We start from the raw sequence: 23,227 nt of genomic DNA on the forward strand, positions 1-23,227 counted from the left end.
CGGTGTGGGAATCCTCGCAGTGCCGGAAGGCAACCTTTTCCGGTTTGGCCGCGGGCTTCCGTGCGGCCGCGCGAGGACTGAACCGATCACGAACCCGGTCCGGCACCACCGGACACCCCGGGTGACCGCGGGGCGTGCCCGGGGCCAAGGGATTCCCCCCTGAACGGGTATCACCCGACTCCCGGGTAGCTGAACCGATCAACGCCGAAAGTCCTCGTCCTGTAAGGCAAACGTAAGTCTGGACAACTCCTGGTCTTTGTCACGGGTCCGGCGGGGTCGGATTAGTGTGGGGGAGTCCGCCACGTTGTGGTGACGGACGCGTCTCGATCTCGAAACTGGAGAGTTGCCTCACATGAGCTCGACGGGAGTCTCGTCCCCGCCCGGAACAGATGTCGGTGCCGAGGTCGGCGCGTTGCGTCGCTCGGCCAGCCCGGAGCAGCTCCGGGACGAGCTGATCGACGCCGCGGCGGCGTTGGCGCCCGAGATCGGTGACCTGATCCGCCTGTACTACCGCCACATCCCGGCCGAGGAGATCGTCGGCGACGACCCCGTGGCGCTCGTCGGCGCGGTGCGCTCGCACCTGCAGCTGGCCAAGCAGCGCATGCCGGGACGCCCGGCGGTCCGGCTGCTCAACCCCACCGCGGCGCAGGACGGCTGGACCCGTGAGGCCACCGTCGTGCAGGTGGTCACCGACGACATGCCCTACCTCGTCGACAGCGTGGCGGCCGAGTTCGCGCGCGACGGCGTGCAGGTGCACCGCATCGTCCACCCGATCGTCGTGGTCAGCCGCGACGTCACGGGCGAGCTCGCGGGCCTGCACCCCGACGCCGACCCGGCGAACCCGCCGGCGATGTCGGCGGCCGAGTCGTGGATGTACCTGGAGATCGACCTCGTCACGGACCCGAACCGCGCCCGCGAGCTGGACAACCGGCTGGCCTCGGTGCTGGGTGACGTCCGCGAGGTCGTCGAGGACGCCGACAAGATGGCGCAGACGGCGTGCTCCGTGGCGGAGTCGCTGGAGCAGCACCCGCCGAAGCTGCCCGACCCCTCGCAGGTCGAAGAGGGCGCCCGCCTGCTGCGCTGGCTCGCGGACGGCCACTTCACCTTCCTCGGCTACCGCCGCTACGAGCTGGTCGAGAACCCGCACCCCGACTCCGACGAGCCGGCCCTGCGCGCGGTCCTCGCGTCCGGCCTCGGTGTGCTGCGCCAGGACAGCCTCGCCGCCCGCAGCCTCACCGCGGGCCCGGACGACTACGCCAGCGCGCTGTCCCCGACGCTGCTGGTGCTCACGCAGGCCAGCGCCCCCTCGACCGTGCACCGCCCGGTGTACCCGTACTACGTCGGCGTGAAGACGTTCGACGACGAGGGCACCGTGACCGGCGAGCACCGGTTCCTCGGCATGTTCACCACCACGGCGCTGCACGAGAACGTGCTCGACATCCCCGTGGTGTGCAAGCGCGTGCGCGAGGTCATCCACCGCGCCGGCTTCCCGATGGAGTCGTTCTCCGGCCAGCGCATGCTGGAGGTGCTGCAGAACTGGCCGCGCGCCGACCTGTTCTCCGCCGACACGGATTCGCTCTACGCCACCACCACCGGCGCCATCACGCTGTCGGACCGCCGCCGGCTGCGGCTGTTCCTGCGCCGCGACCCGTACGGCCGCTTCTACTCCTGCCTGGTCTACCTGCCGCGCGACCGCTACACGACGCGTTCGCGGCTGGCGATGCAGAAGGTGCTGCTGGAGGAGCTGGAAGGCACGCAGCTCGAATACAGCGCGCGCATCGGCGAGACCGTGCTCGCGCAGGTGCACTTCATCGTGCACACCGACCCGGCGCACCGGATCGAGCCCGACACGCTGCGGATCCAGGAACGCCTCAACACCGTCGTGCGCAGCTGGGACGACCGCATGGTCGAGGCGATCCTCGCCGAGCGCCGCGAGCGCGCGGGCGACGGCCAGCCGATCGGCGTGATGGGCGAGGAGTCCGCCGTCGACCAGGGCCAGCGCTTCGCCGCGGTGTTCCCCGAGGGCTACAAGGAGGACTTCACCGCCGACGAGGCGCTCGCCGACCTGCGCAAGCTCGACACGCTGGCCGACGAGGGCGACCTGGCGCTGTCGTTCTACCTGCCCGCCGACGCCGAGCCGGGCGAGCGCCGCTTCAAGCTCTACCTGCGCGGCGAAGGCGTGACGCTGTCGAAGGTCCTGCCGCTGCTGCAGGCGATGGGCGTCGAGGTCGTCGACGAGCGGCCGTACGAGCTGTTCCGCGAAGACGGCGGCGCCAGCTGGATCTACGACTTCGGCCTGCGCATCTCGGCGAAGTACCTCGACGAGAGCAGCACCGTCGCCCTCGACGCGCTGCGCGATCGGTTCCAGGACGCGTTCCACGCGGCGTGGCGCGGCGACGCGGAGGTCGACGGCTTCAACGGCCTCGTGCTGCGCGCCGGCCTCACGTGGCGCCAGGCCGCGGTGCTGCGCGCGTACTCGCGTTACCTGCAGCAGGCCCGCAGCCCGTTTTCCCAGGAATACATCCAGAATACGGTGCTCAAGCACACCGAAGTGGCCATGCGGCTGCTGAACCTGTTCGAGACGCGCTGCGACCCGCAACTGTCCGATGTGGACCGCAAGACGCGCGAGGACTCGCTCGTCGGCGAGATCACCGCGATGATCGACGAGGTCACGAGCCTCGACGAGGACCGCATCCTGCGCCGCCTCATGGCCGTGATCAACGCGACGCTGCGCACGAACTACCACGTGACCGGCGCGGACGGCGCCGCGCGGCCGTACCTCGCGATCAAGCTCGACCCGAGCGGCGTGCCGGAGCTGCCGGAGCCGCGGCCGAAGTTCGAGATCTTCGTGTACTCGCCGCGTGTGGAAGGGGTGCACCTGCGCTTCGGCGAGGTCGCGCGCGGCGGCCTGCGCTGGTCCGACCGGCGCGAGGACTTCCGCACGGAGGTGCTCGGCCTGGTCAAGGCGCAGGCGGTGAAGAACGCCGTGATCGTGCCCGTGGGCGCGAAGGGCGGCTTCGTCGTGAAGCGCCCGCCGGCTCCCACCGGGGACGCGAGCCTCGACCGCGACGCGCAGCTCACCGAGGGCATCGCGTGCTACCGCATGTTCATCTCGGGCCTGCTCGACCTGACGGACAACCGCGTCGAGGGCAAGACCGTGCCCGCGCCGGGCGTGGTGCGCCACGACGCCGACGACAGCTACCTCGTCGTCGCGGCCGACAAGGGCACCGCGAAGTTCTCCGACATCGCCAACGAGGTCTCGGGCCAGTACGGCTTCTGGCTCGGCGACGCCTTCGCCTCCGGCGGCTCGGTCGGCTACGACCACAAGGCCATGGGCATCACCGCCAAGGGCGCGTGGGAGAGCGTGAAACGCCACTTCCGCGAGCTGGGCAAGGACACCCAGACCGAGGACTTCACCACCGTCGGCATCGGCGACATGATGGGCGACGTCTTCGGGAACGGCATGCTGCTGAGCGAGCACATCCGCCTGGTGGCCGCGTTCAACCACATGCACGTGTTCCTCGACCCGAACCCGGACGCCGCGTCGTCGTTCGCCGAGCGGCGCCGACTGTTCGACCTGCCGCGCAGCTCGTGGGACGACTACGACCGCTCGCTCATCAGCGAGGGCGGCGGCATCTACCCGCGTTCGGCCAAGACGATCCCGATCAGCCCGCAGGTGCGCGAGGCGCTGGGCATCGACGAGGGCATCACGCACCTGCCGCCGATGGAGCTCATCCAGGCGATCCTGCTGGCGCCGGTCGAGCTGCTGTGGAACGGCGGCATCGGCACCTACGTCAAGGCGGAGACCGAGACCCACGGCGACGCGGGCGACAAGGCCAACGACGCGATCCGCGTCAACGGCAACCAGCTGCGCGTGAAGGTCGTGGGCGAAGGCGGCAACCTCGGCCTGACCCAGCTCGGCCGGATCGAGTTCGCCCGCTCCGGTGGCAAGATCAACACCGACGCGCTCGACAACTCGGCCGGGGTGGACTGCTCCGACCACGAGGTCAACATCAAGATCCTGCTCGACCACCTCGTGGCGACCGGGGACCTCGAGCACACGCGGCGCAACTCCCTGCTGGAGGAGATGACCGACGAGGTCTCCGACCTGGTGCTGGCCGACAACTACCGGCAGAACGCGGTGCTCGGCGTGAGCCGGGCACACGCCGGTCCGATGGTGTCGGTGCACGCGCGGCAGGTGTCGTCGCTCGTCGCGAAGGGCGCGTTCGACCGCAAGCTGGAAGCCCTGCCGACGTCCTCGGAGTTCCGCGCGCTGGAGAAGGCGGGCGAAGGCCTGTCGTCGCCGGAGCTCGCGACACTGCTGGCCCACGTGAAGCTCGACCTCAAGGACGAGCTGCTGGCCAGTGAGCTGGTCGACTCGGAGGTGTTCACGCGCCGGCTGCCCGAGTACTTCCCGAAGCCGCTGCGCGAGCAGTTCTCCGACGCGATCACGCAGCACCCGCTGCGCCGTCAGATCATCACCACGCTCGTGACCAACGAGCTGGTGGACGGCGGCGGCATCTCGTTCGTCTTCCGCCTCATGGAGGAGATGAACGCGACGGCCACCGACGCGGTGCGCGCGTACGCCGTGGTCACCCACGTCTACGACCTGCCGAAGCTGTGGGCCGAGATCGACGCGCTCGACAACGTGGTGCCCACCGCGGTCGCCGACGCGATGGTGCTGGAGACGCGCCGGCTGCTCGACCGCGCAGCCCGCTGGTTCCTCACCAACCGCCCGCAGCCGCTCGCGCCGCTGGCCGAGATCAACCGCTTCGGCCCCGTGGTCGGGGAGCTCGGCCCGAAGCTGGGCGACCTGCTGCGCGGCCGCGAGCTGGAGTCCGTGGAGGAGCACGCCGGCAGGCTCGTGGCCGACGGCGTGCCCGCCGACCTCGCCCGCCGCGTGGCGCTGCTGCTGCACAGCTACGGCCTGCTCGACGTGGTCGAGGTCGCCGAGCTGGCCGAGCAGCAGGTGGGGCTCGACGCGCTGCACAGCCCGGCCGACACCGCCGAGCTGTACTACGCGCTCTCGGACCACCTGGACATCGACAAGATGCTCACCGAGATCAGCAAGCTCGAACGCGGCAACCGCTGGCACGCCCTCGCGCGGCTCTCGCTGCGCGACGACGTCTACGGCTCGCTGCGCGCCATCACGCTCGACGCGCTGCGCCACAGCGACCTGGACGTGGCAACCGACGCGAAGATCTCGCAGTGGGAGAAGACCAACGCGTCGCGGCTGTCGCGCGCCCGCGTGGCGCTGGACGAGATCACCCGCTCCGGGCGCCTCGACCTCGCGACGCTGTCGGTGGCGGCGCGCCAGATCAGGAGCACGGTGCGGTGACCTACGTTTCGCACGTCCGGCCGCGCTGGTCGGACATGGACGTCTACGGGCACGTCAACCACGCCAACATGGTGACGCTCCTGGAGGAGGCGCGGATCCCGGTGCTGTTCGGTGACGCGGTGAAAGCCGGCCTCACCGAGCTGCCCAAGGGCGTGGTCGTGGTGAAGCTCGGCGTGCACTACCGCGCGCCGATCGTCGTCACGCCCGAGACGTCGGTGCGGGTGGAGATCACGCTCACCGAGGTCAAGTCGGCCACCATCACGCTGGCCTACGTCGTGCACACCGGGCCCGAGGAGTCGGATCCGGTGGCGGTGACCGCGGAGACCGTGCTGGCGCCGTACGACACCGTCAAGCTGCGGCCGCGGCGCCTTTCCCCCGAGGAGACCGAGTTCCTCAAGAAGGTGTTCGCCGATGCCTGAGCTGCGCATCCCCGACGCGGGCGACCGCGACACGCTCGGCGCGTTCGTCGCCCGCGCGGTGCGGCTCGACGGCAACACCGCCGTGCGGCTGCGCAACCGCGCTTCCGGCGACGGCGGCGTTGTCGAAGCGTGGACGGCCACGCCGTTCGAGGTCCTCGCCACCCGCGCGGTGGCGGGGACCGTGACCCCGGCCGACATCACCGTGTCGGGCAACGAGCTGCTGGCGGCCCTCACGGTCGCCGGCGGCGACGTCATGGACCCCGGACCCGCGCGCGACCTGCTCTGGCACGCGGAGCTGCCCGCGCCGGGCCGCTGGCAGCTCGTGGACGACCTGCCGGTCGGTGTGGTGTCCGACCTGGCCGACCGCGGCGTCACGCTGGCCCGCGACAACGTCGGCCCGCACGGCACGCCGCCGGCGTCGCTGATGGACCAGGCCGTGCTCACGGTCACCGGCGGCGAGCTCGAGGTGAAGGTGCAGCTGCGCTGTTTGTTCGCCTTGTCCGGTATGGGGCTGTTCGACTCGTCGATCGACGGCGACGTCGTCCGCGTGACGGCCACGGACTCGTGGCTACGGCTGGATGCCCGATATGGGGCGGTGCTGAAGCGCAGGCACGCGTTGTTGCCGCTTCTGTTCTGAACTGATCTTCGCCATTCCCGGGACGAGCCTCGCCATTCCGCGGGGCTCGTTCCGGTCACATTGTCTGTTCGCTTTGTCTGGAATAAGCGCGCGGAAGGCACGCGCCATTGCCCGTTCGCTTCTGATTTCCTTGCGATTCCCTTGCGGCCGTGGTGCTTTCCCGGCGGCGGTGCGAGGGTGGGGACATGACCGACCCCGACGGTGACCCGACGGCGGATTTCCTCGCCGGCGTACGGGCCGAGCAGACACCGTGGCGCACCGACCGCCCGGTGGCTGCCGAGGGGCCCGAGCAGACGGGCCAAACCGTGCGCCCCGGGCGTTTTTCGCGGGTCGGCCGAGCCGTGGGTGAGGCTGCGCCGTATGTGCAAGCCGCATTGTTCGCGGCGTGGATCGCCACGTCAGTGGCCGATTCCGGCGACGGTTCGGGCGGAATGAACGGAAGCCAGAACGGTTAGGTGGTCCCGTGGACGGAAACTCCGGGTAGAGTCGGTGCCGGATGAGCCGCCGATGTCCGATTCGGCGCGACCTCGAACACCGCACCGCCGGTTGTCGTGGCTTATTGCGCGCACGCGGTCCGCAGGCCGTTTCCGCCCGCCAGAGCCGAATTGCCGACGGTGGAGGGGAGACCCATGCTCCTGTCCGGTCCCGATCGTCTGACAACCGAAGCCGTACACGAAGACCCGCTGGTGCTGAGACGCGCGCTGGTCGGCTACGTACACGCGGTGGCCGAAGCCGTGGACGTCTCCGCGGAGGGGACGTCGTGCGAGGTTGCCGACACAGTCACCGCCTATGTGGCGCTGAGCCGCCGCTCGCCGCGTTACCCCGGCCGTGACCTGATGTTGCTCTGGAACTCCCGGCAGGGCTGGACGCTTTCCGTGGAGACGAGGCCGGCCGAGGCGCCCCTCGTCGTCGCGCGCCTGGGCGGAGACGTCGTCCCGGAGCCCGCCCTCGTGGGCCGGTTCGTCGCCGAGGTCGTCTCGGCCCCCGGCAACAGCTCGTGGACCACGCCGCCCAGCCGTGCCGCCGCCGATCGGGGCGAGCTGGCGGCTCGGCTGGAACGACGTGTCCGTCCCGTCGTCAGGCGGTCTTGAGCTTTCGCGCCAGCCGCTCCGGGCGGGGCCAGCGAACCTGAGACGCCCAGTTCAGCTTCTCGAACAGCCAGATGAGCCGAGCCGAGGTGTCCAGCTGGCCCCGGCCCACGCCGTGGCGGGCGCCGGTCGGGTCGGCGTGGTGGGAGTTGTGCCACGACTCGCCGAACGACAGGATCGCCAGCGGCCAGAAGTTGGCCGAACGGTCCCGCGCCTCGAAGGGGCGCTCACCGATCATGTGGCACAGCGAGTTCACCGACCACGTCACGTGGTGCAGCGCCGCCACCCGCACGAGCCCGGCCCAGAAGAACGCCGTGAGCGCGCCCCACCAGCTCATCGTGGCGAGGCCGCCGATCAGGGCCGGCGCCAGCAGCGTCACGGCGGTCAGCACGGGGAAGAGGCTGTCGACGCGACGGATGTCCGGATCGTCCAGCAGGTCCGGGGCGAAGCGGCGCGAGTTGGTCTTGTCGCGGTCGAACAGCCAGCCCATGTGCGCGTGCCAGAAACCCTTGGCCAGCGCGGCGGGCGTCGTGCCGTAGCGCCACGGGGAGTGCGGGTCGCCGTCGCGGTCGGAGTACGCGTGGTGGCGGCGGTGGTCGGCGACCCACGAGATCACGGGGCCCTGCATCGCCATGCTGCCCGCCACGGCGAGTGCGATCCGCAGGCCACGGCGGGCGCGGAACGAGCCGTGGGTGAAGTAGCGGTGGAAGCCGATGGTGATGCCGAGGCCGCTGAGGTAGTAGAAGCCGACGGCGAGGCCGATGTCGAGCCAGCTGAGCCCCCAGCCCCAGGCCAGGGGCACCGCGGCGACGACCGCCAGCAGGGGGAGCACGGCGAACAGCTTCACGAGGAAGGCTTCGGTGCCCGTCTTCTGCCCGGCGAGCATGGGCTCGGGTGCGGGCCGTTCACGGACGGCGGTTGCCGTGCTCGATGAGGTGGGGGCAGGGGAAGGAAGGGTGTCGCGGGGGGTGTCGATGCTGGAACGCTCCTGTCGAGCTGGTCCGGTCACTGCACTCTGCAGGACCGAGGCCGGTTCGACGGTGTGCCCGGGCGGCATTGCCGTTGCGGGGGCGCACACCGTTCGTGCGGTCCGGCCCCGGAGGGCCGGCCTTGACCTTCTCGGTCAACGAACGGTGCGCCGGCAAGGTTCCCGGCGGATTTCCCGGAACTTCCCCGAGAACGGCCGAAGGGCCGGTGCACGTGGCACCGACCCCTCGGAGAAACCGTTGTGACGTCAGAGAATCGTGACGGCAGTGGCCTGCGGCCCCTTCTGGCCCTGGCCGATTTCGAACTCCACGCGCGCGTTCTCCTCCAGGCTGCGGAACCCGTTGCCCTGGATTTCGGAGTAGTGCACGAACACGTCGCCACCGCCGTTGTCCGGCGTGATGAAGCCGAAGCCCTTTTCGGCGTTGAACCACTTCACGGTGCCTTGCGTCATAAATGTCTCCACCACTGAAAACGATCGAGGTACCACTTCGGCACCCGGGTCGAAGACCGACGGTTTGATCTTCCGGTGAGGGAGAACCACTACGCCCGCGCATCTTGCGAGCGTGGCTGCGGGGAGTACCCACCGCACGAACACAAAATATGACCGCGGCCAGTTAACCACGTCCGACGCGGTCGCACCAGCCCACTGATCAGGTGGGCCACCGTGGCCGGAACCAGTCCACACTGTCTGTCCCTTGTGGACTCAAGCCGCGCCGGCGCTGGTGCTGACCAGTGCTTCATTGTGCCCGCGGGTGCACGTCGTGTAGCGTCGGTCACGTCGAGAGAGTTCTTCCGCGCGCCGGCAGCAGAGCCGGCGTCGTCTTCGGCCGACCGCGAGGCCCGAGCCGGCTGCTCGGTCCGGCCGTCGTCCCACCCGTCTTTCGACGACTGCATTTCACAGAGGAGCCTGATGCGCTCGGAACGTCGTCCGCTGTCCCCCGACACCAGTGAGTTCGCCCGAGCCCGCGTCTCTGCGGAGCTGGGCCTGCGCCACCAGCGCGACCAGGCGGCCCGGACCGTCGCCGGCCGTGCCCGCGACGTGGACGACCTGCGTGGCCTGCTGGCCATGCTCGGCCTCGAGGCCGGAGCCCGCGGCTAGCTCTTCCGCATCACCAGGTTCAGACCAGCCACGCCGCCGAGTCCGGCGGCAGCCTGCCGTCCACGAGCGGGGTGCTGGACAACAGCAGCTCGCCGGGCGGCAGGGCGATCGAGCTCGCCGACGTGTTCAGCGCGCAGATCAGCCCGCCCTTGCCGCCGCGGCGGAACGCGAAGCAGCCGGCGGGCGCGCCGTACCACTCCAGCTCGTCCCCGACGCGGAAAGCGGCGTGCGTCTTGCGCAGCTCGACGGCCTGCCGGTACAGCGAGAGCGTGGACGACGCGTCTTCCAGCTGGCGTTCCGCCGTCAGCCCGGCCCACTCGGCCGGCATCGGCAGCCACGTGCGCGGGTTGCGCGAGAAGCCGAACGGCGGCAGCGAACCCTCCCACGGCATCGGCACGCGTTCGGGATCCCGGCTGAACTGCGGGCCCTGGCTGCGCGCCCGGGGGTCGGCCATCGCCTCGGGCGGGATCTCGACGTTCGGCAGGCCCAGCTCTTCGCCGTTGTACAGGTAGACCGCACCCGGCAGCGCCAGCTCCACCAGCGCCATGGCCCGCGCGCGCCGCAGCCCGGCCGCGCCGCCGCCGTAGCGGCTCACGGTGCGCCACACGTCGTGGTTGGACAACGTCCACGTGGCGGGCGCGCCGGCCGCGCGCGGCACGGCCAGCGACCGCTCGATCGACGTGCGCATCGCGTCGGCGTCGAAGTGCGTGAGCACCAGACGGAAGTTGAACGCCAGGTGCAGCTCGTCGGGCCGCTGGTAGCGCGCGAGGCGTTCCTCGTCGTGCACCCAGATCTCGCCGACGGCCATCGTGTCCGGGTACTCGTCGAGCACCTTGCGGATCATCTGGTGGACCTCGTGCACGCCGTCGTCGTCGAAGCGCGGGTCGAAGTGCTCGCCGCCGCCGAAGCCGGCCGCGCGCGGGTCCATGTCGGGCAGGCCGGGCGGCTTCGCCATGCCGTGGGCCACGTCGATGCGGAAGCCGTCGACGCCGCGGTCGAGCCAGAAGCGCAGCGTGCGCTCGAGGTCGTAGCGCACGTCGGCGTTGGCGTAGTTGAGATCCGGCTGCTGCGGGGCGAACAGGTGCAGGTACCACTGCCCGTCGGGCACGCGCGTCCACGCGGGCCCGCCGAACACGGAAACCCAGTTGTTGGGCGGTTCCGAGCCGTCGGGGCCGCGGCCGTCGCGGAAGACGTAGCGGTCGCGCTCGGCGCTGCCGGGCGCGGCGGCCATCGCGGACTTGAACCACGAGTGCTGGTTGCTGGTGTGGTTCGGGACGATGTCCACGGTCACCTTGATGCCGCGCCTGTGCGCCTCGGTGAGCAGCACGTCGAAGTCGCCGAGCGTGCCGAACATCGGGTCCACGTCACGCGGGTCGGACACGTCGTAGCCGTGGTCGGCCATGGGGGAGCGGTAGAACGGCGTGAGCCACAGCGCGTCGACGCCGAGCAGCTCCAGGTACCCCAGCCGGCTGCGGATGCCTTCGAGGTCGCCGACCCCGTCGGCGTCGGAGTCGGCGAACGAGCGCACGTAGACCTGGTAGAAGACGGCGTCGGACCACCACGCCGGGCGGGGCCGGCCCTCGGGGGACCGCCGGTGGCCCGCCACCGGGCGTCTCATCAGACGAAGCTGTTCATCATGCTGTGCGCCGCCATCTCGAGGTAGGCCCACAGCTGCTCGCGGTACGGCTCGGGCAGGTTCTCCTCGTCGACGGCCACGCGGATGGCGCGCAGCCACGCGTCACGCTCGATCGGCCCGATCTTGAACGGCGCGTGGCGCATCCGCAGCCGCGGGTGGCCCCGGCGGTCGGAGTAGGTGTGCGGGCCGCCCCAGTACTGGATGAGGAACAGCCGGAAGCGCTCCTCGGCCGGGCCGAGGTCCTCCTCCGGGTACAGCGGGCGCAGGATCTCGTCGGTCGCCACTTCCTGGTAGAAGCGCGCCACGATCCGCCGGAACGTCGGTTCGCCGCCCACGGCCTCGTACAGGTTCGCGGGTTCGGAGCCACTCACAGTCGACACCCCTCCATCTTGCCCTTACCGCGGCTACTTGTCGGCGCCCGGTGCGGACAGGTACCGCCCGAGCGGCGGCTCGAAGCCCGCCTCCTCGAGCGCGGCGAGCAGGTGCGCGCGCAGCGCCCGCTGCACGGCCCACTGCTTGCCGGGCCGCACCTTCACCGTCAGCCGCAGCTGGATGCCCTCCGGTGTGACCTTCTCCACGCCCAGCATCTCCGGCGGCTCCATCACGTTGACGGCCAGCGCCTCGCTCTCGGCGGCCTTCGTGGCCGCCCCCATGAGCACGGTCGTCGCGAGGTCGACGTCGGCGGAGTAGCCCAGCGGCACGTCGACCACGGCCACGGCGAAGCCCTGGCTGGAGTTGCCGACGCGCAGCACCTCGCCGTTGCGCACGTACCAGACGGTGCCGCCCAGGTCGCGCAGCGTGGTGATGCGCAGGCCCACGGCCTCGACGGTGCCGGTCGCCGGGCCGATGTCCACGACGTCGCCCACGCCGTACTGGTCCTCGATCATCATGAAGATCCCGGACAGGAAGTCGCGCACGAGGTTCTGCGCGCCGAACCCGAGGGCGACGCCGACGATGCCCGCCGACGCGATGATCGGCGCCAGGTCGATGCCCAGCTCACCCAGCACGAGGATGAACGCCAGGCCGTAGATGAGGAACGTGGCCATCGACTTCAGGACCGAGCCGATGGTCGCGGCGCGCTGCCGGCGCCGCTCCACCACGGCCGGGCCGAGCACGTCGGGGGCGCGCTCGCGCAGCGGTCTCAACAGGGCGGGCAGCTTGCCGTTGCCGCCGCGCGGCAGCGTGGTCACGCGGTTGATGACCCGGCGTGTGAGGTACCGCACCACGAACGCGAGGACCAGGATCAGGATGATCCGCAGGGGCTTGGTGACGACCCAGCCCGCCGAACCGGCGAGCCACTCGTTGTGCGTGATCGAAAAGACCTGCGAGCACCACGTGCTGGGGTCGGAGATGCACGCTGGCGGGGCGCTGAGCACGGCGTTCACGGGGTCGAACAGTCCTTCCGTCGCTTCGGTTCACCCAACGGCAAGTGGATGTTGGGTCGCGGGCACGTGACACGTCACGTAACACACGTGCACTTTGGGGCTGATGTGTGGTCGACTATGCCTGCACCGGTGGAGGTGGTCGAGTGCCAGACCGACAACCCGTCCCCCTCGGCGGCGCCGGCCAAGCCATGGCCGAGCAGTCGCCGGAGACGGTCCTGCGCGCCTGCCCGGGAGGTTCCGCACCCGGCGGAACGAACCCGGCCGGGCCGGGGACCCGACCAGGGGGAGTTTCCCGTCCGCCCGGACAGCGTAGAGGCCGGGACCCGGCGACCCCGCCCTGGGGCCGCCGTCGCGTATTGCTGCTGAACGCCACCTTCGAGCCCCTCACCGCGTTGCCCATGCGGCGCGCGGTGGTGCTCGTGATGTGCGGGAAGGCGGAAGTCGTCCACGGCGACCCGGGTGGCGTGGAGCTGCACGCCGCGACCGTGTCGCTGCCCGTTCCGTCCGTGATCCGGCTCAGCACGTACGTGCGTGTGCCGTACCGCGCGAAGGTGCCGCTGACCCGGGCCGGGCTCATGCACCGCGACCGGTACCGCTGCGCCTACTGCGGTGGCCGGGCCGAGACGATCGACCACGTCCTGCCGCGCAGCCGCGGCGGACCGCACAGCTGGACCAACTGCGTGGCCTGCTGCGCCAAGTGCAACCACCGCAAGGCCGACAAGCTCCTCTCGGAGCTGGGCTGGCGCCTGCGCGTGGTGCCGAGGGCGCCCCACGGCCCGCATTGGCGCCTGCTGGCGCACTCCAAGGAGGCCGACCCGCTGTGGCAGCCGTACTTGGGTTCGGCGGCCTGACGGGCCGCTGAGACGTCGGCGCCCCGGCTGCCTGTGCGGCGGCCGGGGCGAGCCGATGAGTCGCTGAGCCGTGCCCGCGCGTGCTCCGCGCGGCGGCTCCTCTCGCGCGCGCCCTCCGTCCGGGTGCGCGCGTTCTGCTTTCGTCAGGCGGCCAGTGCGAAGTCGGCCTGCGAGGTCACGCGGGTGCCGTTGGTCACGCGCGTGCCGCGGGTGACTCGCGTGCCCCTCGTGACCCGGGTGCCGCACGTGACGCGCGTGCCCCCGGTGACGCGGGTGCCCCGGGTCACGCGGGTGCCCCTCGTGACGCGGGTGCCGGCCGTCACGCGGGTGCCGCCGGTGACTCGCGTGCCGCGGGTGACCCGGGTGCCGCGCGTGACTCGCGTGCCGCCGGTGACGCGGGTACCGCGAGTGACCCGAGTACCGCGGGTAACCCTTGTGCCGGACGTCACACGCGTTCCGGTCAGGAATTCGGTCTCGCTGGGTGACGAAATCGGCTCGGTGATCGCCTGAGCGGGGGGCTGGACGCTCTGCATGAGGTGGCCTCCTGGGACCGGTGCGTGACCTGCTGGGGCTGAGGAGCGGACCGCAAGGCCCGTACAGGTGAAAAAGCTACGAGCATTTCAGTGCGCCGACAAGACGGGGGCGACCGGTACGGCCGCCTGTACGTTGAGTTGCAACCTTTCGGCCCGCCCGGCTTCGCCCCAACGTTCCAGCGCGGGCGAGCCAAGCGGCGGACGGACGGTCCCGCACGACGAGCGGTCGCCTTCCGGCGCGGCGCCGCGCGGTGGCCACCAGGGCCATCCGATACGCTCACCGGCGTGAACGTTGTCGAGACGATCCTGGTCTACGCGGTCATCCCCCTGGCCATCTACTTGGTGGTCGGTGCGGCCACCCTGCGGAAGAAGTTCTCGGGGACGCCGCGGTACCGGCCGGGACAGCCGTGGGAGTACCCCGCGATGTGGTGGACCGCCAACCCGGAGGGTGTCGGTGCGGGTCACCACGCCGTCGATCCGGACTCTGTGGTGCCCTCGGGCACCGTGACCGCTGCCGGAGGCGCACGTGGCAAGTGGTGAACTCGCGCACTCGGCCACTGCGGTCGACGTTGCGGAGAAGGACCTGCCCTTTGGTGAGGTGATCACCAACAGCGGCCGCCGTTCGGCGGCCAAGATGTACGAGCCGGCCGAGCCGACCAGCCCGTTCTCGGTGCAGCAGCTCGCTCGCCTGGACGAGGCGCTGACCTTCGCGACGCGCGAGTCCGGCGTCGCCTTCAGCGTGTACCTCGGCGACCTCGGCGAGGACACCCGCGCCGCGGCCGAGAAGCTGCTGGCGTCGACCGAGGACCCGGCCAACGCCGTGGTCCTCGCGGTCTCGCCCGCGCAGCGCGCGATCGAGATCGTGATCGGCGAGCGCTCGCACGTCCGCCTGCCCGACCGCGGTGCCAACCTGGCCGTGGCGAGCATGGTCGCGTCGTTCAAGGAGGGTGACCTGGTCGGTGGCCTCGTCAACGCCCTGCGCATGCTGAGCGACCAGGCCGGGCCGGACCCGAAGCACTGACGTCTTCCTGACGCACCGAAGGGGGCCTCCTCGAGAAGTCGAGGAGGCCCCCTTCGGCGTTTCCGGGTGGGCCGCTCGGGCGTGAGCGGCCCACCGCGGTCAGACCTGGCTGTCGAACTCCCGCGCGGCGAGCGCGCGGACGATGCCGGCGCGACCTTCGGACACGAGCCGGCGCAGCGCGGCCGGGTGCTCGCCCTTGAGCCATTCGTCCGACGCCGCCACCGTGGCGGGCTCGACGGCCCACGACGGGTAGAGCCCGATCACGGTCGGCTGGGCGCGCTCGCTGGAGCGGCGGGCCCACACCTCGTCGATGACCTCGAAGTACCGCGCGACGTAGCTGCCGAGCAGCTGCTTCTGGCCCGGGTGCGAGAAGCCCGAGATGAGGGCGTCGCTGACGGCGTTGGGGATCTCGTCGTCGTAGACGGCGCGCTGCCACGCGTCGGCCTTGGCCTCGGCGGTCGGCTGCAGCGCGCGGCACCGCTCGGCGTGGCGGCGGCCCGCGGCCGTGTCGTCCTTGGCCAGCTCGGCCTCGATGTCCGCGGTGCCGGCCTTGCCGTGGGCCACGAGCGCCTGCAGCAGACGCCAGCGCAGGTCGGTGTCCACGGTGAGGCCGGGCAGCGGCGCGGAGCCGTCGAGCCAGCCCGCGACGACACCCAGCGTCGCCTCGTCGAGCACGCCACCGGCCAGCGAGTTCACGAACGCCAGCTGGTGGTCGGACCCGGCCTCGGCGTTCCGGGCGAGCTCCAGCAGCCGCCCGGTGAGCGCCGGCCAGCCCTGCTCGGCGGCCCACTTCTGGTCCGCGTACGAGTTGAGCGCCGTCTGCGCCTGCAGCAGCAGCCGCTGCACCACGCCGACCTCGCTCTCGGCGTGGATGCCGCGCGCCACCAGCGTCACGAAGTCGCGGGCCTTGAGCTCGGCCTCGCGCGTCATCTCCCACGCGGCCGACCAGCACAGCGTGCGGGGCAGCGGCTCGACGATGTCGGCGATCCGGTCGATCAGGGTGGTCAGCGACGCCGGGTCGAGGCGCATCGTGCAGTAGGTGAGGTCGTCGTCGTTGACCAGCACGAGCTTGCCCGCCGGCTTGCCGACGAGCGCGGGCACCTCGGTGCGGTCGCCCGACACGTCCAGCTCCACGCGCTCGGTGCGCACGACCTTGCCCTCGACGTCGTCGTACACGCCCACCGCGACGCGGTGCGTGCGCAGCTCACCAGCGCCCGGCTTGGCGCCCGTCTGCACCACGGCGAACGACGCGAACGTGCCGTCGGCCGCCACCTCGTAGCGCGGGCTGAGCGAGTTGAGGCCGGTCGTCTCGAGCCACTGCGCGCTCCACCACGACAGGTCGCGCCCGGACGCCTCTTCCAGCGCGGCCAGCAGGTCGGCCAGCGTGGCGTTGCCCCACGCGTGCTTTCCGAAGTAGACCTTCAGGCCGTCGAGGAAGTGCTCGATGCCCACGTAGGCCACGAGCTGCTTCAGCACGCTCGCGCCCTTGGCGTAGGTGATGCCGTCGAAGTTCACCTCGACCGCGTGCAGGTCGACGATGTCGGCCGCGATCGGGTGCGTGGAGGGCAGCTGGTCCTGGCGGTAGGCCCACGACTTCTCGATGTTCGCGAAGCTGGTCCACGCGTTCTTGTACTCGGTCGCCTCGGCCTGCGCGAACACGCTCGCGAACGTCGCGAACGACTCGTTGAGCCACAGGTCGTCCCACCAGCGCATGGTGACCAGGTCGCCGAACCACATGTGCGCCATCTCGTGCAGCAGCGTCTCGGCGCGGCGCTCGTAGGCGTAGCGCGTGACGCGGCTGCGGAAGACGTAGTCCTCCAGGAAGGTCACGGCGCCGGCGTTCTCCATCGCGCCCGCGTTGAACTCCGGCACGAACAGCTGGTCGTACTTGGAGAACGGGTAGGGCGTGCCGAACTTCTCGTGGAAGAAGCCGAAGCCCTGCTTGGTCTCCACGAACAGGCGGTCGGCGTCCATGTGCTCGGCGAGCGAGGCGCGGCAGTAGATGCCGAGCGGAATCGTGCGGTGGGCGTCGGAGAACTCGTCGCGCCACTCGGCGTACGGGCCGGCGATGAGCGCGACCAGGTACGTCGAGATCCGCTCGGACACGGCGAAGTTCGTCACGCGGGCGCCGTCGGGAGTGTCCTCTTCGGTCTCGACGAGCGCGTTGGACACGATCTTCCAGTCGCGCGGCGCGTGGACCGTGAGCTTGTACACCGACTTCAGGTCGGGCTGGTCGAAGCAGGCGAACATGCGCTTCGCGTCCGCGGTCTCGAACTGCGTGTAGAGGTACACGCCGTTGTCGACCGGGTCGACGAAGCGGTGCAGGCCTTCGCCGGTGTTCATGTACCGGCAGTCCGCGGTCACCACGAGCTCGTTGTCCGCGGCGAGCTCCGGCAGCGCGATGCCCTTGTCCTCGACGTAGGTGCTCACGTCGAGGTCGGTGCCGTTGAGCACGGCGGAGCGGACGCCCTCGGCGACGACGTCGATCCACGACGACTCGCCCGGCCGGGTGGCGGAGAAGCGCACTGTGGTGGTGGAGAGGAAGGTCTTCTCACCGGGACCGCCGTGGCCGTCGGTCAGGTCCAGCACGATGTCGTAGGACGCGACATCCAGCAGGCCGGAGCGCTGCTTGGCTTCGTCACGAGTCAGGTTGGGGGCGGGCACGGGCACCTCTGGTCTTCGATTCCGGTTGCGGTTTTCGGGCTGTCGAGCATCCAATCATGCGAAGCGGTCCTCGGGCGACGGGGAACAACCGGGCCTGTCGCGCGCGTTGGCCGTCATTGGGGGATACCCCGCTGAAAAAGGCATGCCTGCCGACGTCGACCCTCGCGAGGAGCTCGTTGAGATGACCGCTGCGTCCCAGCCCACCAAGGTGGACTTCTACTTCGATCCGATCTGTCCGTTCGCGTGGATCACCTCGCGGTGGATCCTCGAGGTCGAGAAGCACCGCGAGCTGGACCTGAACTTCCGGATCATGAGCCTGTCCGTGCTCAACTCGGGCCGCGAAGAGCTGCCGGAGCGCTACCAGGAACTGATGGACAAGGGCTGGCGTCCGGTCCGCGTGGCCACCGCGCTGGCCGCCGCGAAGGGCGAAGGGGTGCTGCGCGACTTCTACACGGAGTTCGGCACGCGCTACCACAACCAGGGCAACAAGGACTTCGACGTCGTCCTCAAGGAGGCCCTCGAGGCCGTCGGCGCGCCGCCCGAGCTGATCGAGGCCGCCGACTCGACCGAGTACGACGAGGCGTTGAAGAAGAGCCACCACGAGGGCATGGACCCGGTCGGCATGGACGTCGGCACCCCGACCATCCACATCGACGGCGTCGCGTTCTTCGGCCCGGTGCTCAGCTCGATCCCGAGGGGCGACGACGCCCTGAAGCTGTTCGACGGCGCCGTCGCGATGGCGAGCTACCCGGACTTCTTCGAGCTCAAGCGCACCCGCACGGGTGAGCTGAACTTCGACTGACGGCTCAGGGGGTCGCGAGTGCGGCCCTCGTGACGCCGGCGGGGTAGGGCGAAGCCGCGATGGCTTCGTCCGCCCCGCGGGCGCCGGCCGCCACGGCGGCCTTCAGCTCGTTGAGCCGGCGCAGCCCGTCGCGGTGCTCCCGGACGAACCCGGGACCCACGGGCTCGCCGTGCCCGGGCACCACGACCCGCGGGTCGAGCGCGAGGATCGCCTCGAGCGCGCCCGGCCATTCGCCCAGGTGGGTCTCGTCGCTGAACGAGTACTCCGTGAAACCTTCGGGCCCGTGCTCCACCACGTCGCCGGCGAAGACGACACCCGCGTCGGGCACGTGCACCACCAGGTCGTGGTCGGTGTGGGCGCGGCCGGGGTGCACGAGCGCGACGGTGCGGCCGCCGAGGTCGAGCTCGGCGCGGTCGGTCACGAGCCGGTCGGGTGGCATGAGGCCGGTCCGGTCGAGGGCGTCGGCGGTCTCCGGCTTGCCTTCCGCGCGATAGTGCGCGCTCCACTTCGCTTTCGCGGCTTCGCCGTGGTCCAGCAACTCGCGCAGGCAGCGCTCCTGCGCCCAGACGTCGCACGGCAGGAACGGCGTGGTGCCGAAGCTGTGGTCGAAGTGCGCGTGCGTGTAGACGACGCTCCACGGCAGGTCCGTCAGCTCCCGCACGGCCGCGGCCAGCTCCGCGCCCTGGTCGACGTCGCCGCGCGTGTCGATCACCAGGCAGCGCTCGGTGCCGATCACCAGGCCCGTGGTCAGGTCGAGCTCCTCGTAGCGGCGCGCGTGCACACCTTCGGCCACTTCGGTCCAGGTCATTGCGCCTCCAGGATTTTCCCGCGCACGGTGGGCGCGGTGGTGCTGACGTCCGCTTGCGCGGCGAGCTCGACGTCGTTCGCGTGGCCCGCCGCGGCCAGTTCGCGGCCGGACGAACACGTGCGCAAGGCCTTGGCCACATCGGTGCCCGCGTAGGCGGCGGCAGCGAGAGCGGCTTCCGCCGAGAGCGTGCCGCCGTGGCGGGCGAGTGCCGCGACGATCGCACCCGCGCCCAGCTGGTCCTCCACGCACGGGCGCAGCGGCCCGAAATGCTGCTCTTCGCCCAGCAGATCGATGCCCCAGCGTTCGCCCGCCGGGATCACGCCGACGGGCCGCCCGGCCGCCAGCTCGTGCGCCTTCGCCGCGACGGCCGAGGCGTTGCGCAGGCAGCCGGCCAGTACGTGCGCTCTTGTGGCGGCGGCCGCGGCGATCAGGGTGGCGCCGTTGGGCGAGGGCAGTGCGAGGAGTGTGCCCGACGGGATGTCCGTCACAGAGGAGGGCCGCAGCGTCCACGCTTTCTCGCCCGCGACGACCGCCCCCGCGGCGCGCGTTTCGGCGACGCCGCGGTCGTCGCGCCAGCGCACCGGCAGCACCCGGCCGCCGCGTGCGATGACGAGATCCGTGTTGGTGCAGAAGGAAAGCACGTCGACCACGACGAGCACCGCGCACGCGCCGCCGAGCGCCGTGATGCCTTCGGCGCCCCATTCGAGCCGCACGTCGTGTCCAGGCTGTTTCCATGTGTCCACCCCCAGAGCATGCCCGCCACCGGCGGTGATGGCAGACTCGCCGCTGTGCGTGTCTACTTGGGATCCGACCATGCCGGTTTCGAGCTGAAGAACCACCTGGCCAGCCACCTCGCGGGCCAAGGGCACGAAGTCGTCGACGTCGGTCCGCACACCTACGACCCGGTCGACGACTACCCCGCCTACTGCGTGGCCGCGGCGCTGCGCGTGTCCGGCGACGAAGGCAGCCTCGGTATCGTGATCGGCGGCTCGGGCAACGGCGAGCAGATCGCCGCCAACAAGGTGCCCGGCATCCGCGCGGGTCTCGGCTGGAGCGTCGAGACGGCGCAGCTGTGCCGCGAGCACAACCACGCCCAGGTGCTCGGCGTCGGCGCGCGGATGCACACCGTCGAGCAGGCCACGGAGATCGTCGAGGCGTTCCTGGCGACGGAGCCGTCGCCGGAGGAGCGCCACGGGCGCCGGATCCAGCAGCTGCTCGACTACGAGCGCACCGGCACCCCGCCGCCCCTGCCGGAAGCCTGATGCCCGAAGGGCACACCCTCCACCGCCTCGCCCGTCTGCACAAACGCCGCTACGCCGGCGCGCCCGTCTCGGTGTCCAGCCCGCAGGGCCGGTTCGCCGAGGAAGCGGCGAAGCTCGACGGGCAGGTGCTGGAGTCGGCCGAGGCGTACGGCAAGCACCTGTTCCACGACTACGGTCCACACGGGACGGTGCACGTCCACCTCGGCCTGTACGGCACGTTCGGCGAAACGCCGCTACCCGAAACCGAACCGGTGGGCCAGGTGCGGATGCGCCTGATCGGCCGCACGCACTGGACCGACCTGCGCGGCCCCACCCGGTGTGAGCTGCTCGACGCGGCCCAGGTCGACGCGATCAAGGCGCGGCTCGGGCCCGATCCGTTGCGCCGCGACGCCAAGCCCGACCTCGCGTGGGACCGGATCTCGCGTTCGCGCACGTCGGTGGCCGCGTTGCTGATGGACCAGGCGGTGCTCGCCGGCGTCGGCAACGTGTACCGCGCCGAGGTGCTGTTCCGCCACGGCGTCGCCCCGATGGTGCCCGGGCGCGCGCTCGACCGCGGGCTGTGGGACGCGATGTGGGCCGACCTGGTGACGTTGATGCGCCACGGCGTGCGCATCGGCCGCATCGACACGGTGGCGCCGGAGCACATGCCGGCCGCGCAGGGCCGCGCGCCGCGCGACGACCGGCACGGTGGCGAGGTGTACGTCTACCGGCGCGCCGGGATGCCGTGCCTGGTGTGCGGCACGCCGGTGGCGCACCAGGAGCTCGTGGGGCGGAACCTGTACTGGTGCCCGTCCTGCCAGCCCGCCTGAGTCACGCGGTGAGGCCGTCCAGCAGCAGGTCGAGCCGCTCGGCCAGCGCGGCGGCCAGGTCGAACGGCGGCGCTTCGTCGGCGAGCCAGCGGCGGAGGGTGTCGCCGTAGATCGCGGTGACCACTTCGGCCACCGTGCGCGGCGGGAGCTCCGCGCGTAGTTCGCCGCGTTCCTGGCCCTGGTGGATCGCGGCGATCGTCGCGTCGGGCACGGGGTGCTGGTGGGCGACGACCTCGTCGTGGCGCAGGCTCACGTGCAGCATGCGGGTGAGGGTGCGTTCGCGCTCGTTGACGGCCGCCAACGCTCGGAAGTAGCGGTGCAGCCGCGTGCGCGCGGGTTCGTCGGAGTCGTCGACGGTGAGCAGCTGGTCACGGCGATCCTGGCCCCAGGCGACGAGGAAATCGCGCTTGTGGGGGTAGTGGTTGAGCACGGTCTGGCGCGCGACGTCGGCTTCGGCGGCGATGTGGTCGATCGTCGTCGCTTCGTAGCCGTGCGCCTCGAACAGCTCGAGCGCGGCCGTGAGCAGGCGCGCCCGCATCCGGGCCCGGTTCGCTTCCCGCCGTCCAGTCACGGTGCCAGCTTACCGAAGTTTGGTCTTGAGGCTAAACTTAGTCTGAAGACCACTCTTTGAAGGAGTTGACCATGCAGGTGGACATCCGCGACAAGGTCATCGTCATCACCGGCGCGGCGCAGGGACTGGGCCGCACGCTCGCGCTGGGCCTGGCGCGCGAGGGCGCGCGGATCGCGGTGCTCGCCCGCAGTGCGGCGAAGGCGGCGGGCACCGTGGACGAGATCGTCGCTTCGGTGCCGGACGCACCGAAGCCACTGGCCGTCGTGGCGGACGTGTCCGACGAGGACCAGGTCCGCGCCGCGGCCGAGGCCGTCGACGCGCACTGGGGCCGCGTCGACGCCTTGATCAGCAACGCCGGCTGGATGCCACCCGCCGGCACGATGCGCGTGCTGGACTTCGAGCTGGCCGATCTGCGGCGCATCCTCGACAGCAACCTCGTCGGCTGCTTCCTCGTCACCAAGCACTTCGCGCCACTCATGATCCGCGGGGGCGGCGGCCGCATCATCTACGTCGGCAGCATGGTCGGCACCCAGGCCGGCCCCGGCGCCGGCGCGTACGGCGCGTCGAAGGCCGGCGTGCACCTGCTGAGCAACGTGGTGCACCAGGAACTGGCCGACCAGGGCATCCGCACCGTCGCGCTGGCGCCCGGCCTCACGGTCACGCCGGGCATGCGCGTGGCCGCCAGCGAGGAGCACATCGCGCGCGTCAGCGCCCGCTACCCGGGCGGCCGCGTCGGCCAGCCGGAGGACATCGTGCCCTTCGCGGCCTTCCTGTGCAGCCCGGCGGCCGAACACCTGTCGGGCACCCTGGTGGGGATCCGGCCGATCACGGGGTGAGTCCGATGTGGACTGGGGTGGGGGAATGGTTGGTGCGCCCCGGGTTTGCGCGGCAACCGGCTGAGCTGGTGCGGGTCGGCGCGCGGTGGTCAGCCGCGGGTTTCCGTTGAGCTGTATCGGAGCTTGTCTGGCCTGGCGCTGTTGCCGGGCGCGGTTTTCCGCGCCCGGCACGGGGCGTCGGGCTGGTGCGGACCGGCGCGTGGTGGTCAGCCGCGGGTTTCCGTTGAGCTGTATCGGGGCTTGTCTGGCCTGGCAGTGTTGCCGGGCGCGGTTTTCCGCGCCCGGCACGGGGCGTCGGGCTGGTGCGGACCGGCGCGCGGTGGTCAGCCGCGGGTTTCCGTTGAGCTGTTATCGGGGCTTGTCTGGCCTGGCGCTGTTGCCGGGCGCGGTTTTCCGCGCCCGGCAGGGGGCGTCGGGCTGGTGCGGGTCGGCGCGCGGTGGTCAGCTGCGGGTTTCCGCCGAGCCGTACCCGGGGTTGTCT

23 protein-coding genes are annotated in these 23,227 nt (G+C 71.1%); 13 read left to right on the top strand and 10 right to left on the bottom strand.

What is annotated here, in order from left to right:
- Positions 1-352: 352 nt before the first annotated feature.
- The 5 genes from ACFY1H_RS42685 (at position 353) to ACFY1H_RS42705 (ending at position 7,485) form a co-directional block, all read left to right on the top strand.
- Positions 353-5,338: an NAD-glutamate dehydrogenase gene (locus ACFY1H_RS42685; protein ID WP_386955884.1), complete on the top strand. Its 4,986-nt coding sequence runs from the start codon at positions 353-355 to the stop codon at positions 5,336-5,338.
- Positions 5,335-5,757, top strand: coding sequence for a thioesterase family protein (locus ACFY1H_RS42690; RefSeq protein WP_366586665.1), 423 nt, complete (start codon positions 5,335-5,337; stop codon positions 5,755-5,757). The genes ACFY1H_RS42685 and ACFY1H_RS42690 overlap by 4 nt, the downstream gene beginning before the upstream one ends.
- Positions 5,750-6,394 (top strand): hypothetical protein, encoded by a 645-nt coding sequence (locus ACFY1H_RS42695; protein WP_386955885.1) that lies wholly within the window; start codon positions 5,750-5,752, stop codon positions 6,392-6,394. Before ACFY1H_RS42690 ends, ACFY1H_RS42695 begins: the two co-directional genes overlap by 8 nt.
- A gap of 185 nt (positions 6,395-6,579) precedes the next feature.
- A complete protein-coding gene (locus tag ACFY1H_RS42700; RefSeq protein ID WP_386955886.1) occupies positions 6,580-6,849 on the top strand; it encodes a hypothetical protein in 270 nt (89 codons plus the stop codon).
- Between the two features lie 231 nt (positions 6,850-7,080).
- Positions 7,081-7,485 carry a DUF6292 family protein gene (locus tag ACFY1H_RS42705; RefSeq protein WP_366586657.1) on the top strand — a complete coding sequence of 135 codons (405 nt, stop codon included), beginning with the start codon at positions 7,081-7,083 and terminating at the stop codon, positions 7,483-7,485.
- Here the strand turns inward: ACFY1H_RS42705 and ACFY1H_RS42710 are convergent.
- Together ACFY1H_RS42710 and ACFY1H_RS42715 are read right to left on the bottom strand one after the other, a co-directional pair.
- Positions 7,472-8,368: an acyl-CoA desaturase gene (locus ACFY1H_RS42710; protein ID WP_386955887.1), complete on the bottom strand. Its 897-nt coding sequence runs from the start codon at positions 8,366-8,368 to the stop codon at positions 7,472-7,474. The two genes, ACFY1H_RS42705 and ACFY1H_RS42710, sit on opposite strands and share 14 nt — an antisense overlap.
- A 348-nt stretch (positions 8,369-8,716) precedes the next feature.
- The gene (locus ACFY1H_RS42715; protein ID WP_366586653.1) at positions 8,717-8,920 is read right to left on the bottom strand and encodes a cold-shock protein; all 204 of its coding nucleotides are present in this window, start codon (positions 8,918-8,920) and stop codon (positions 8,717-8,719) included.
- Positions 8,921-9,379: 459 nt separating this feature from the next.
- On the opposite strand from ACFY1H_RS42715, the gene ACFY1H_RS42720 reads away from it, so the two are divergent.
- The gene (locus tag ACFY1H_RS42720; RefSeq protein ID WP_220242999.1) at positions 9,380-9,568 is read left to right on the top strand and encodes a hypothetical protein; all 189 of its coding nucleotides are present in this window, start codon (positions 9,380-9,382) and stop codon (positions 9,566-9,568) included.
- 19 nt (positions 9,569-9,587) lie between these two features.
- Here the strand turns inward: ACFY1H_RS42720 and ACFY1H_RS42725 are convergent, their stop codons facing one another.
- Genes ACFY1H_RS42725 through ACFY1H_RS42735 form a run of 3 tightly spaced genes read right to left on the bottom strand, consistent with a single transcriptional unit; the run spans position 9,588 to position 12,589 of the window.
- Complete coding sequence (locus ACFY1H_RS42725) at positions 9,588-11,186, bottom strand: glycoside hydrolase family 13 protein (RefSeq protein ID WP_386955888.1); 1,599 nt, start codon at positions 11,184-11,186, stop codon at positions 9,588-9,590.
- On the bottom strand, positions 11,186-11,584 hold the full coding sequence (locus tag ACFY1H_RS42730; RefSeq protein ID WP_386955889.1) for a globin: 399 nt from the start codon (positions 11,582-11,584) through the stop codon (positions 11,186-11,188). Before ACFY1H_RS42730 ends, ACFY1H_RS42725 begins: the two co-directional genes overlap by 1 nt.
- Positions 11,585-11,608: 24 nt before the next feature.
- Positions 11,609-12,589, bottom strand: coding sequence for a mechanosensitive ion channel family protein (locus ACFY1H_RS42735; protein WP_366586647.1), 981 nt, complete (start codon positions 12,587-12,589; stop codon positions 11,609-11,611).
- Positions 12,590-12,987: 398 nt separating this feature from the next.
- Here ACFY1H_RS42735 and ACFY1H_RS42740 point away from each other — a divergent pair, with 398 nt between their 5' ends.
- Positions 12,988-13,440: an HNH endonuclease gene (locus ACFY1H_RS42740; protein WP_366586692.1), complete on the top strand. Its 453-nt coding sequence runs from the start codon at positions 12,988-12,990 to the stop codon at positions 13,438-13,440.
- Between the two features lie 143 nt (positions 13,441-13,583).
- Here the strand turns inward: ACFY1H_RS42740 and ACFY1H_RS42745 are convergent, their stop codons facing one another.
- Entirely contained in the window at positions 13,584-13,727 is a 144-nt protein-coding gene (locus ACFY1H_RS42745; protein WP_366586645.1) for a hypothetical protein, read from the bottom strand.
- Positions 13,728-14,258: 531 nt separating this feature from the next.
- On the opposite strand from ACFY1H_RS42745, the gene ACFY1H_RS42750 reads away from it, so the two are divergent.
- A complete protein-coding gene (locus ACFY1H_RS42750) occupies positions 14,259-14,513 on the top strand; it encodes a hypothetical protein (protein WP_220242995.1) in 255 nt (84 codons plus the stop codon).
- The gene (locus ACFY1H_RS42755) at positions 14,500-14,994 is read left to right on the top strand and encodes a DUF5130 family protein (protein WP_366586642.1); all 495 of its coding nucleotides are present in this window, start codon (positions 14,500-14,502) and stop codon (positions 14,992-14,994) included. Before ACFY1H_RS42750 ends, ACFY1H_RS42755 begins: the two co-directional genes overlap by 14 nt.
- A gap of 99 nt (positions 14,995-15,093) precedes the next feature.
- On the opposite strand, the gene pepN is transcribed toward ACFY1H_RS42755, so the two are convergent.
- Complete coding sequence (pepN, locus tag ACFY1H_RS42760) at positions 15,094-17,658, bottom strand: aminopeptidase N (RefSeq protein ID WP_366586640.1); 2,565 nt, start codon at positions 17,656-17,658, stop codon at positions 15,094-15,096.
- Between the two features lie 181 nt (positions 17,659-17,839).
- Here pepN and ACFY1H_RS42765 point away from each other — a divergent pair, with 181 nt between their 5' ends.
- Positions 17,840-18,460, top strand: a complete 621-nt coding sequence (locus tag ACFY1H_RS42765) for a DsbA family protein (RefSeq protein WP_386955890.1) — start codon at positions 17,840-17,842, stop codon at positions 18,458-18,460.
- Between the two features lie 4 nt (positions 18,461-18,464).
- Here the strand turns inward: ACFY1H_RS42765 and ACFY1H_RS42770 are convergent, their stop codons facing one another.
- The gene (locus tag ACFY1H_RS42770) at positions 18,465-19,268 is read right to left on the bottom strand and encodes an MBL fold metallo-hydrolase (RefSeq protein WP_386955891.1); all 804 of its coding nucleotides are present in this window, start codon (positions 19,266-19,268) and stop codon (positions 18,465-18,467) included.
- Positions 19,265-20,011 carry a 2-phosphosulfolactate phosphatase gene (locus tag ACFY1H_RS42775; RefSeq protein ID WP_386955892.1) on the bottom strand — a complete coding sequence of 249 codons (747 nt, stop codon included), beginning with the start codon at positions 20,009-20,011 and terminating at the stop codon, positions 19,265-19,267. The genes ACFY1H_RS42770 and ACFY1H_RS42775 overlap by 4 nt, the downstream gene beginning before the upstream one ends.
- 45 nt (positions 20,012-20,056) lie before the next feature.
- On the opposite strand from ACFY1H_RS42775, the gene ACFY1H_RS42780 reads away from it, so the two are divergent.
- Both ACFY1H_RS42780 and ACFY1H_RS42785 read left to right on the top strand, forming a co-directional pair.
- A complete protein-coding gene (locus ACFY1H_RS42780; RefSeq protein ID WP_364173345.1) occupies positions 20,057-20,530 on the top strand; it encodes a ribose-5-phosphate isomerase in 474 nt (157 codons plus the stop codon).
- Positions 20,530-21,339, top strand: a complete 810-nt coding sequence (locus ACFY1H_RS42785) for an Fpg/Nei family DNA glycosylase (protein ID WP_386955893.1) — start codon at positions 20,530-20,532, stop codon at positions 21,337-21,339. Before ACFY1H_RS42780 ends, ACFY1H_RS42785 begins: the two co-directional genes overlap by 1 nt.
- A 1-nt stretch (position 21,340) precedes the next feature.
- On the opposite strand, the gene ACFY1H_RS42790 is transcribed toward ACFY1H_RS42785, so the two are convergent.
- Positions 21,341-21,910 (bottom strand): TetR/AcrR family transcriptional regulator, encoded by a 570-nt coding sequence (locus ACFY1H_RS42790; protein ID WP_386955894.1) that lies wholly within the window; start codon positions 21,908-21,910, stop codon positions 21,341-21,343.
- Positions 21,911-21,981: 71 nt separating this feature from the next.
- On the opposite strand from ACFY1H_RS42790, the gene ACFY1H_RS42795 reads away from it, so the two are divergent.
- On the top strand, positions 21,982-22,746 hold the full coding sequence (locus ACFY1H_RS42795) for an SDR family NAD(P)-dependent oxidoreductase (protein ID WP_386955895.1): 765 nt from the start codon (positions 21,982-21,984) through the stop codon (positions 22,744-22,746).
- The last annotated feature ends 481 nt before the right edge of the window (positions 22,747-23,227 follow it).

The organism is Amycolatopsis sp. NPDC001319, from assembly GCF_042896185.1.
Classification (GTDB): Bacteria; Actinomycetota; Actinomycetes; order Mycobacteriales; family Pseudonocardiaceae; genus Amycolatopsis.

Coding starts and splice junctions, on each gene's coding strand:
- ACFY1H_RS42770 (WP_386955891.1), bottom strand. CDS start 19,268: ATGACCTGGACCGAAGTGGCCGAAGGTGTGCACGCGCGCCGCTACGAG.
- ACFY1H_RS42795 (WP_386955895.1), top strand. CDS start 21,982: ATGCAGGTGGACATCCGCGACAAGGTCATCGTCATCACCGGCGCGGCG.
- ACFY1H_RS42765 (WP_386955890.1), top strand. CDS start 17,840: ATGACCGCTGCGTCCCAGCCCACCAAGGTGGACTTCTACTTCGATCCG.
- ACFY1H_RS42710 (WP_386955887.1), bottom strand. CDS start 8,368: ATGCTCGCCGGGCAGAAGACGGGCACCGAAGCCTTCCTCGTGAAGCTG.
- ACFY1H_RS42715 (WP_366586653.1), bottom strand. CDS start 8,920: ATGACGCAAGGCACCGTGAAGTGGTTCAACGCCGAAAAGGGCTTCGGC.
- ACFY1H_RS42720 (WP_220242999.1), top strand. CDS start 9,380: ATGCGCTCGGAACGTCGTCCGCTGTCCCCCGACACCAGTGAGTTCGCC.
- ACFY1H_RS42700 (WP_386955886.1), top strand. CDS start 6,580: ATGACCGACCCCGACGGTGACCCGACGGCGGATTTCCTCGCCGGCGTA.
- ACFY1H_RS42725 (WP_386955888.1), bottom strand. CDS start 11,186: ATGAGACGCCCGGTGGCGGGCCACCGGCGGTCCCCCGAGGGCCGGCCC.
- ACFY1H_RS42740 (WP_366586692.1), top strand. CDS start 12,988: ATGCGGCGCGCGGTGGTGCTCGTGATGTGCGGGAAGGCGGAAGTCGTC.
- ACFY1H_RS42695 (WP_386955885.1), top strand. CDS start 5,750: ATGCCTGAGCTGCGCATCCCCGACGCGGGCGACCGCGACACGCTCGGC.
- ACFY1H_RS42785 (WP_386955893.1), top strand. CDS start 20,530: ATGCCCGAAGGGCACACCCTCCACCGCCTCGCCCGTCTGCACAAACGC.
- ACFY1H_RS42685 (WP_386955884.1), top strand. CDS start 353: ATGAGCTCGACGGGAGTCTCGTCCCCGCCCGGAACAGATGTCGGTGCC.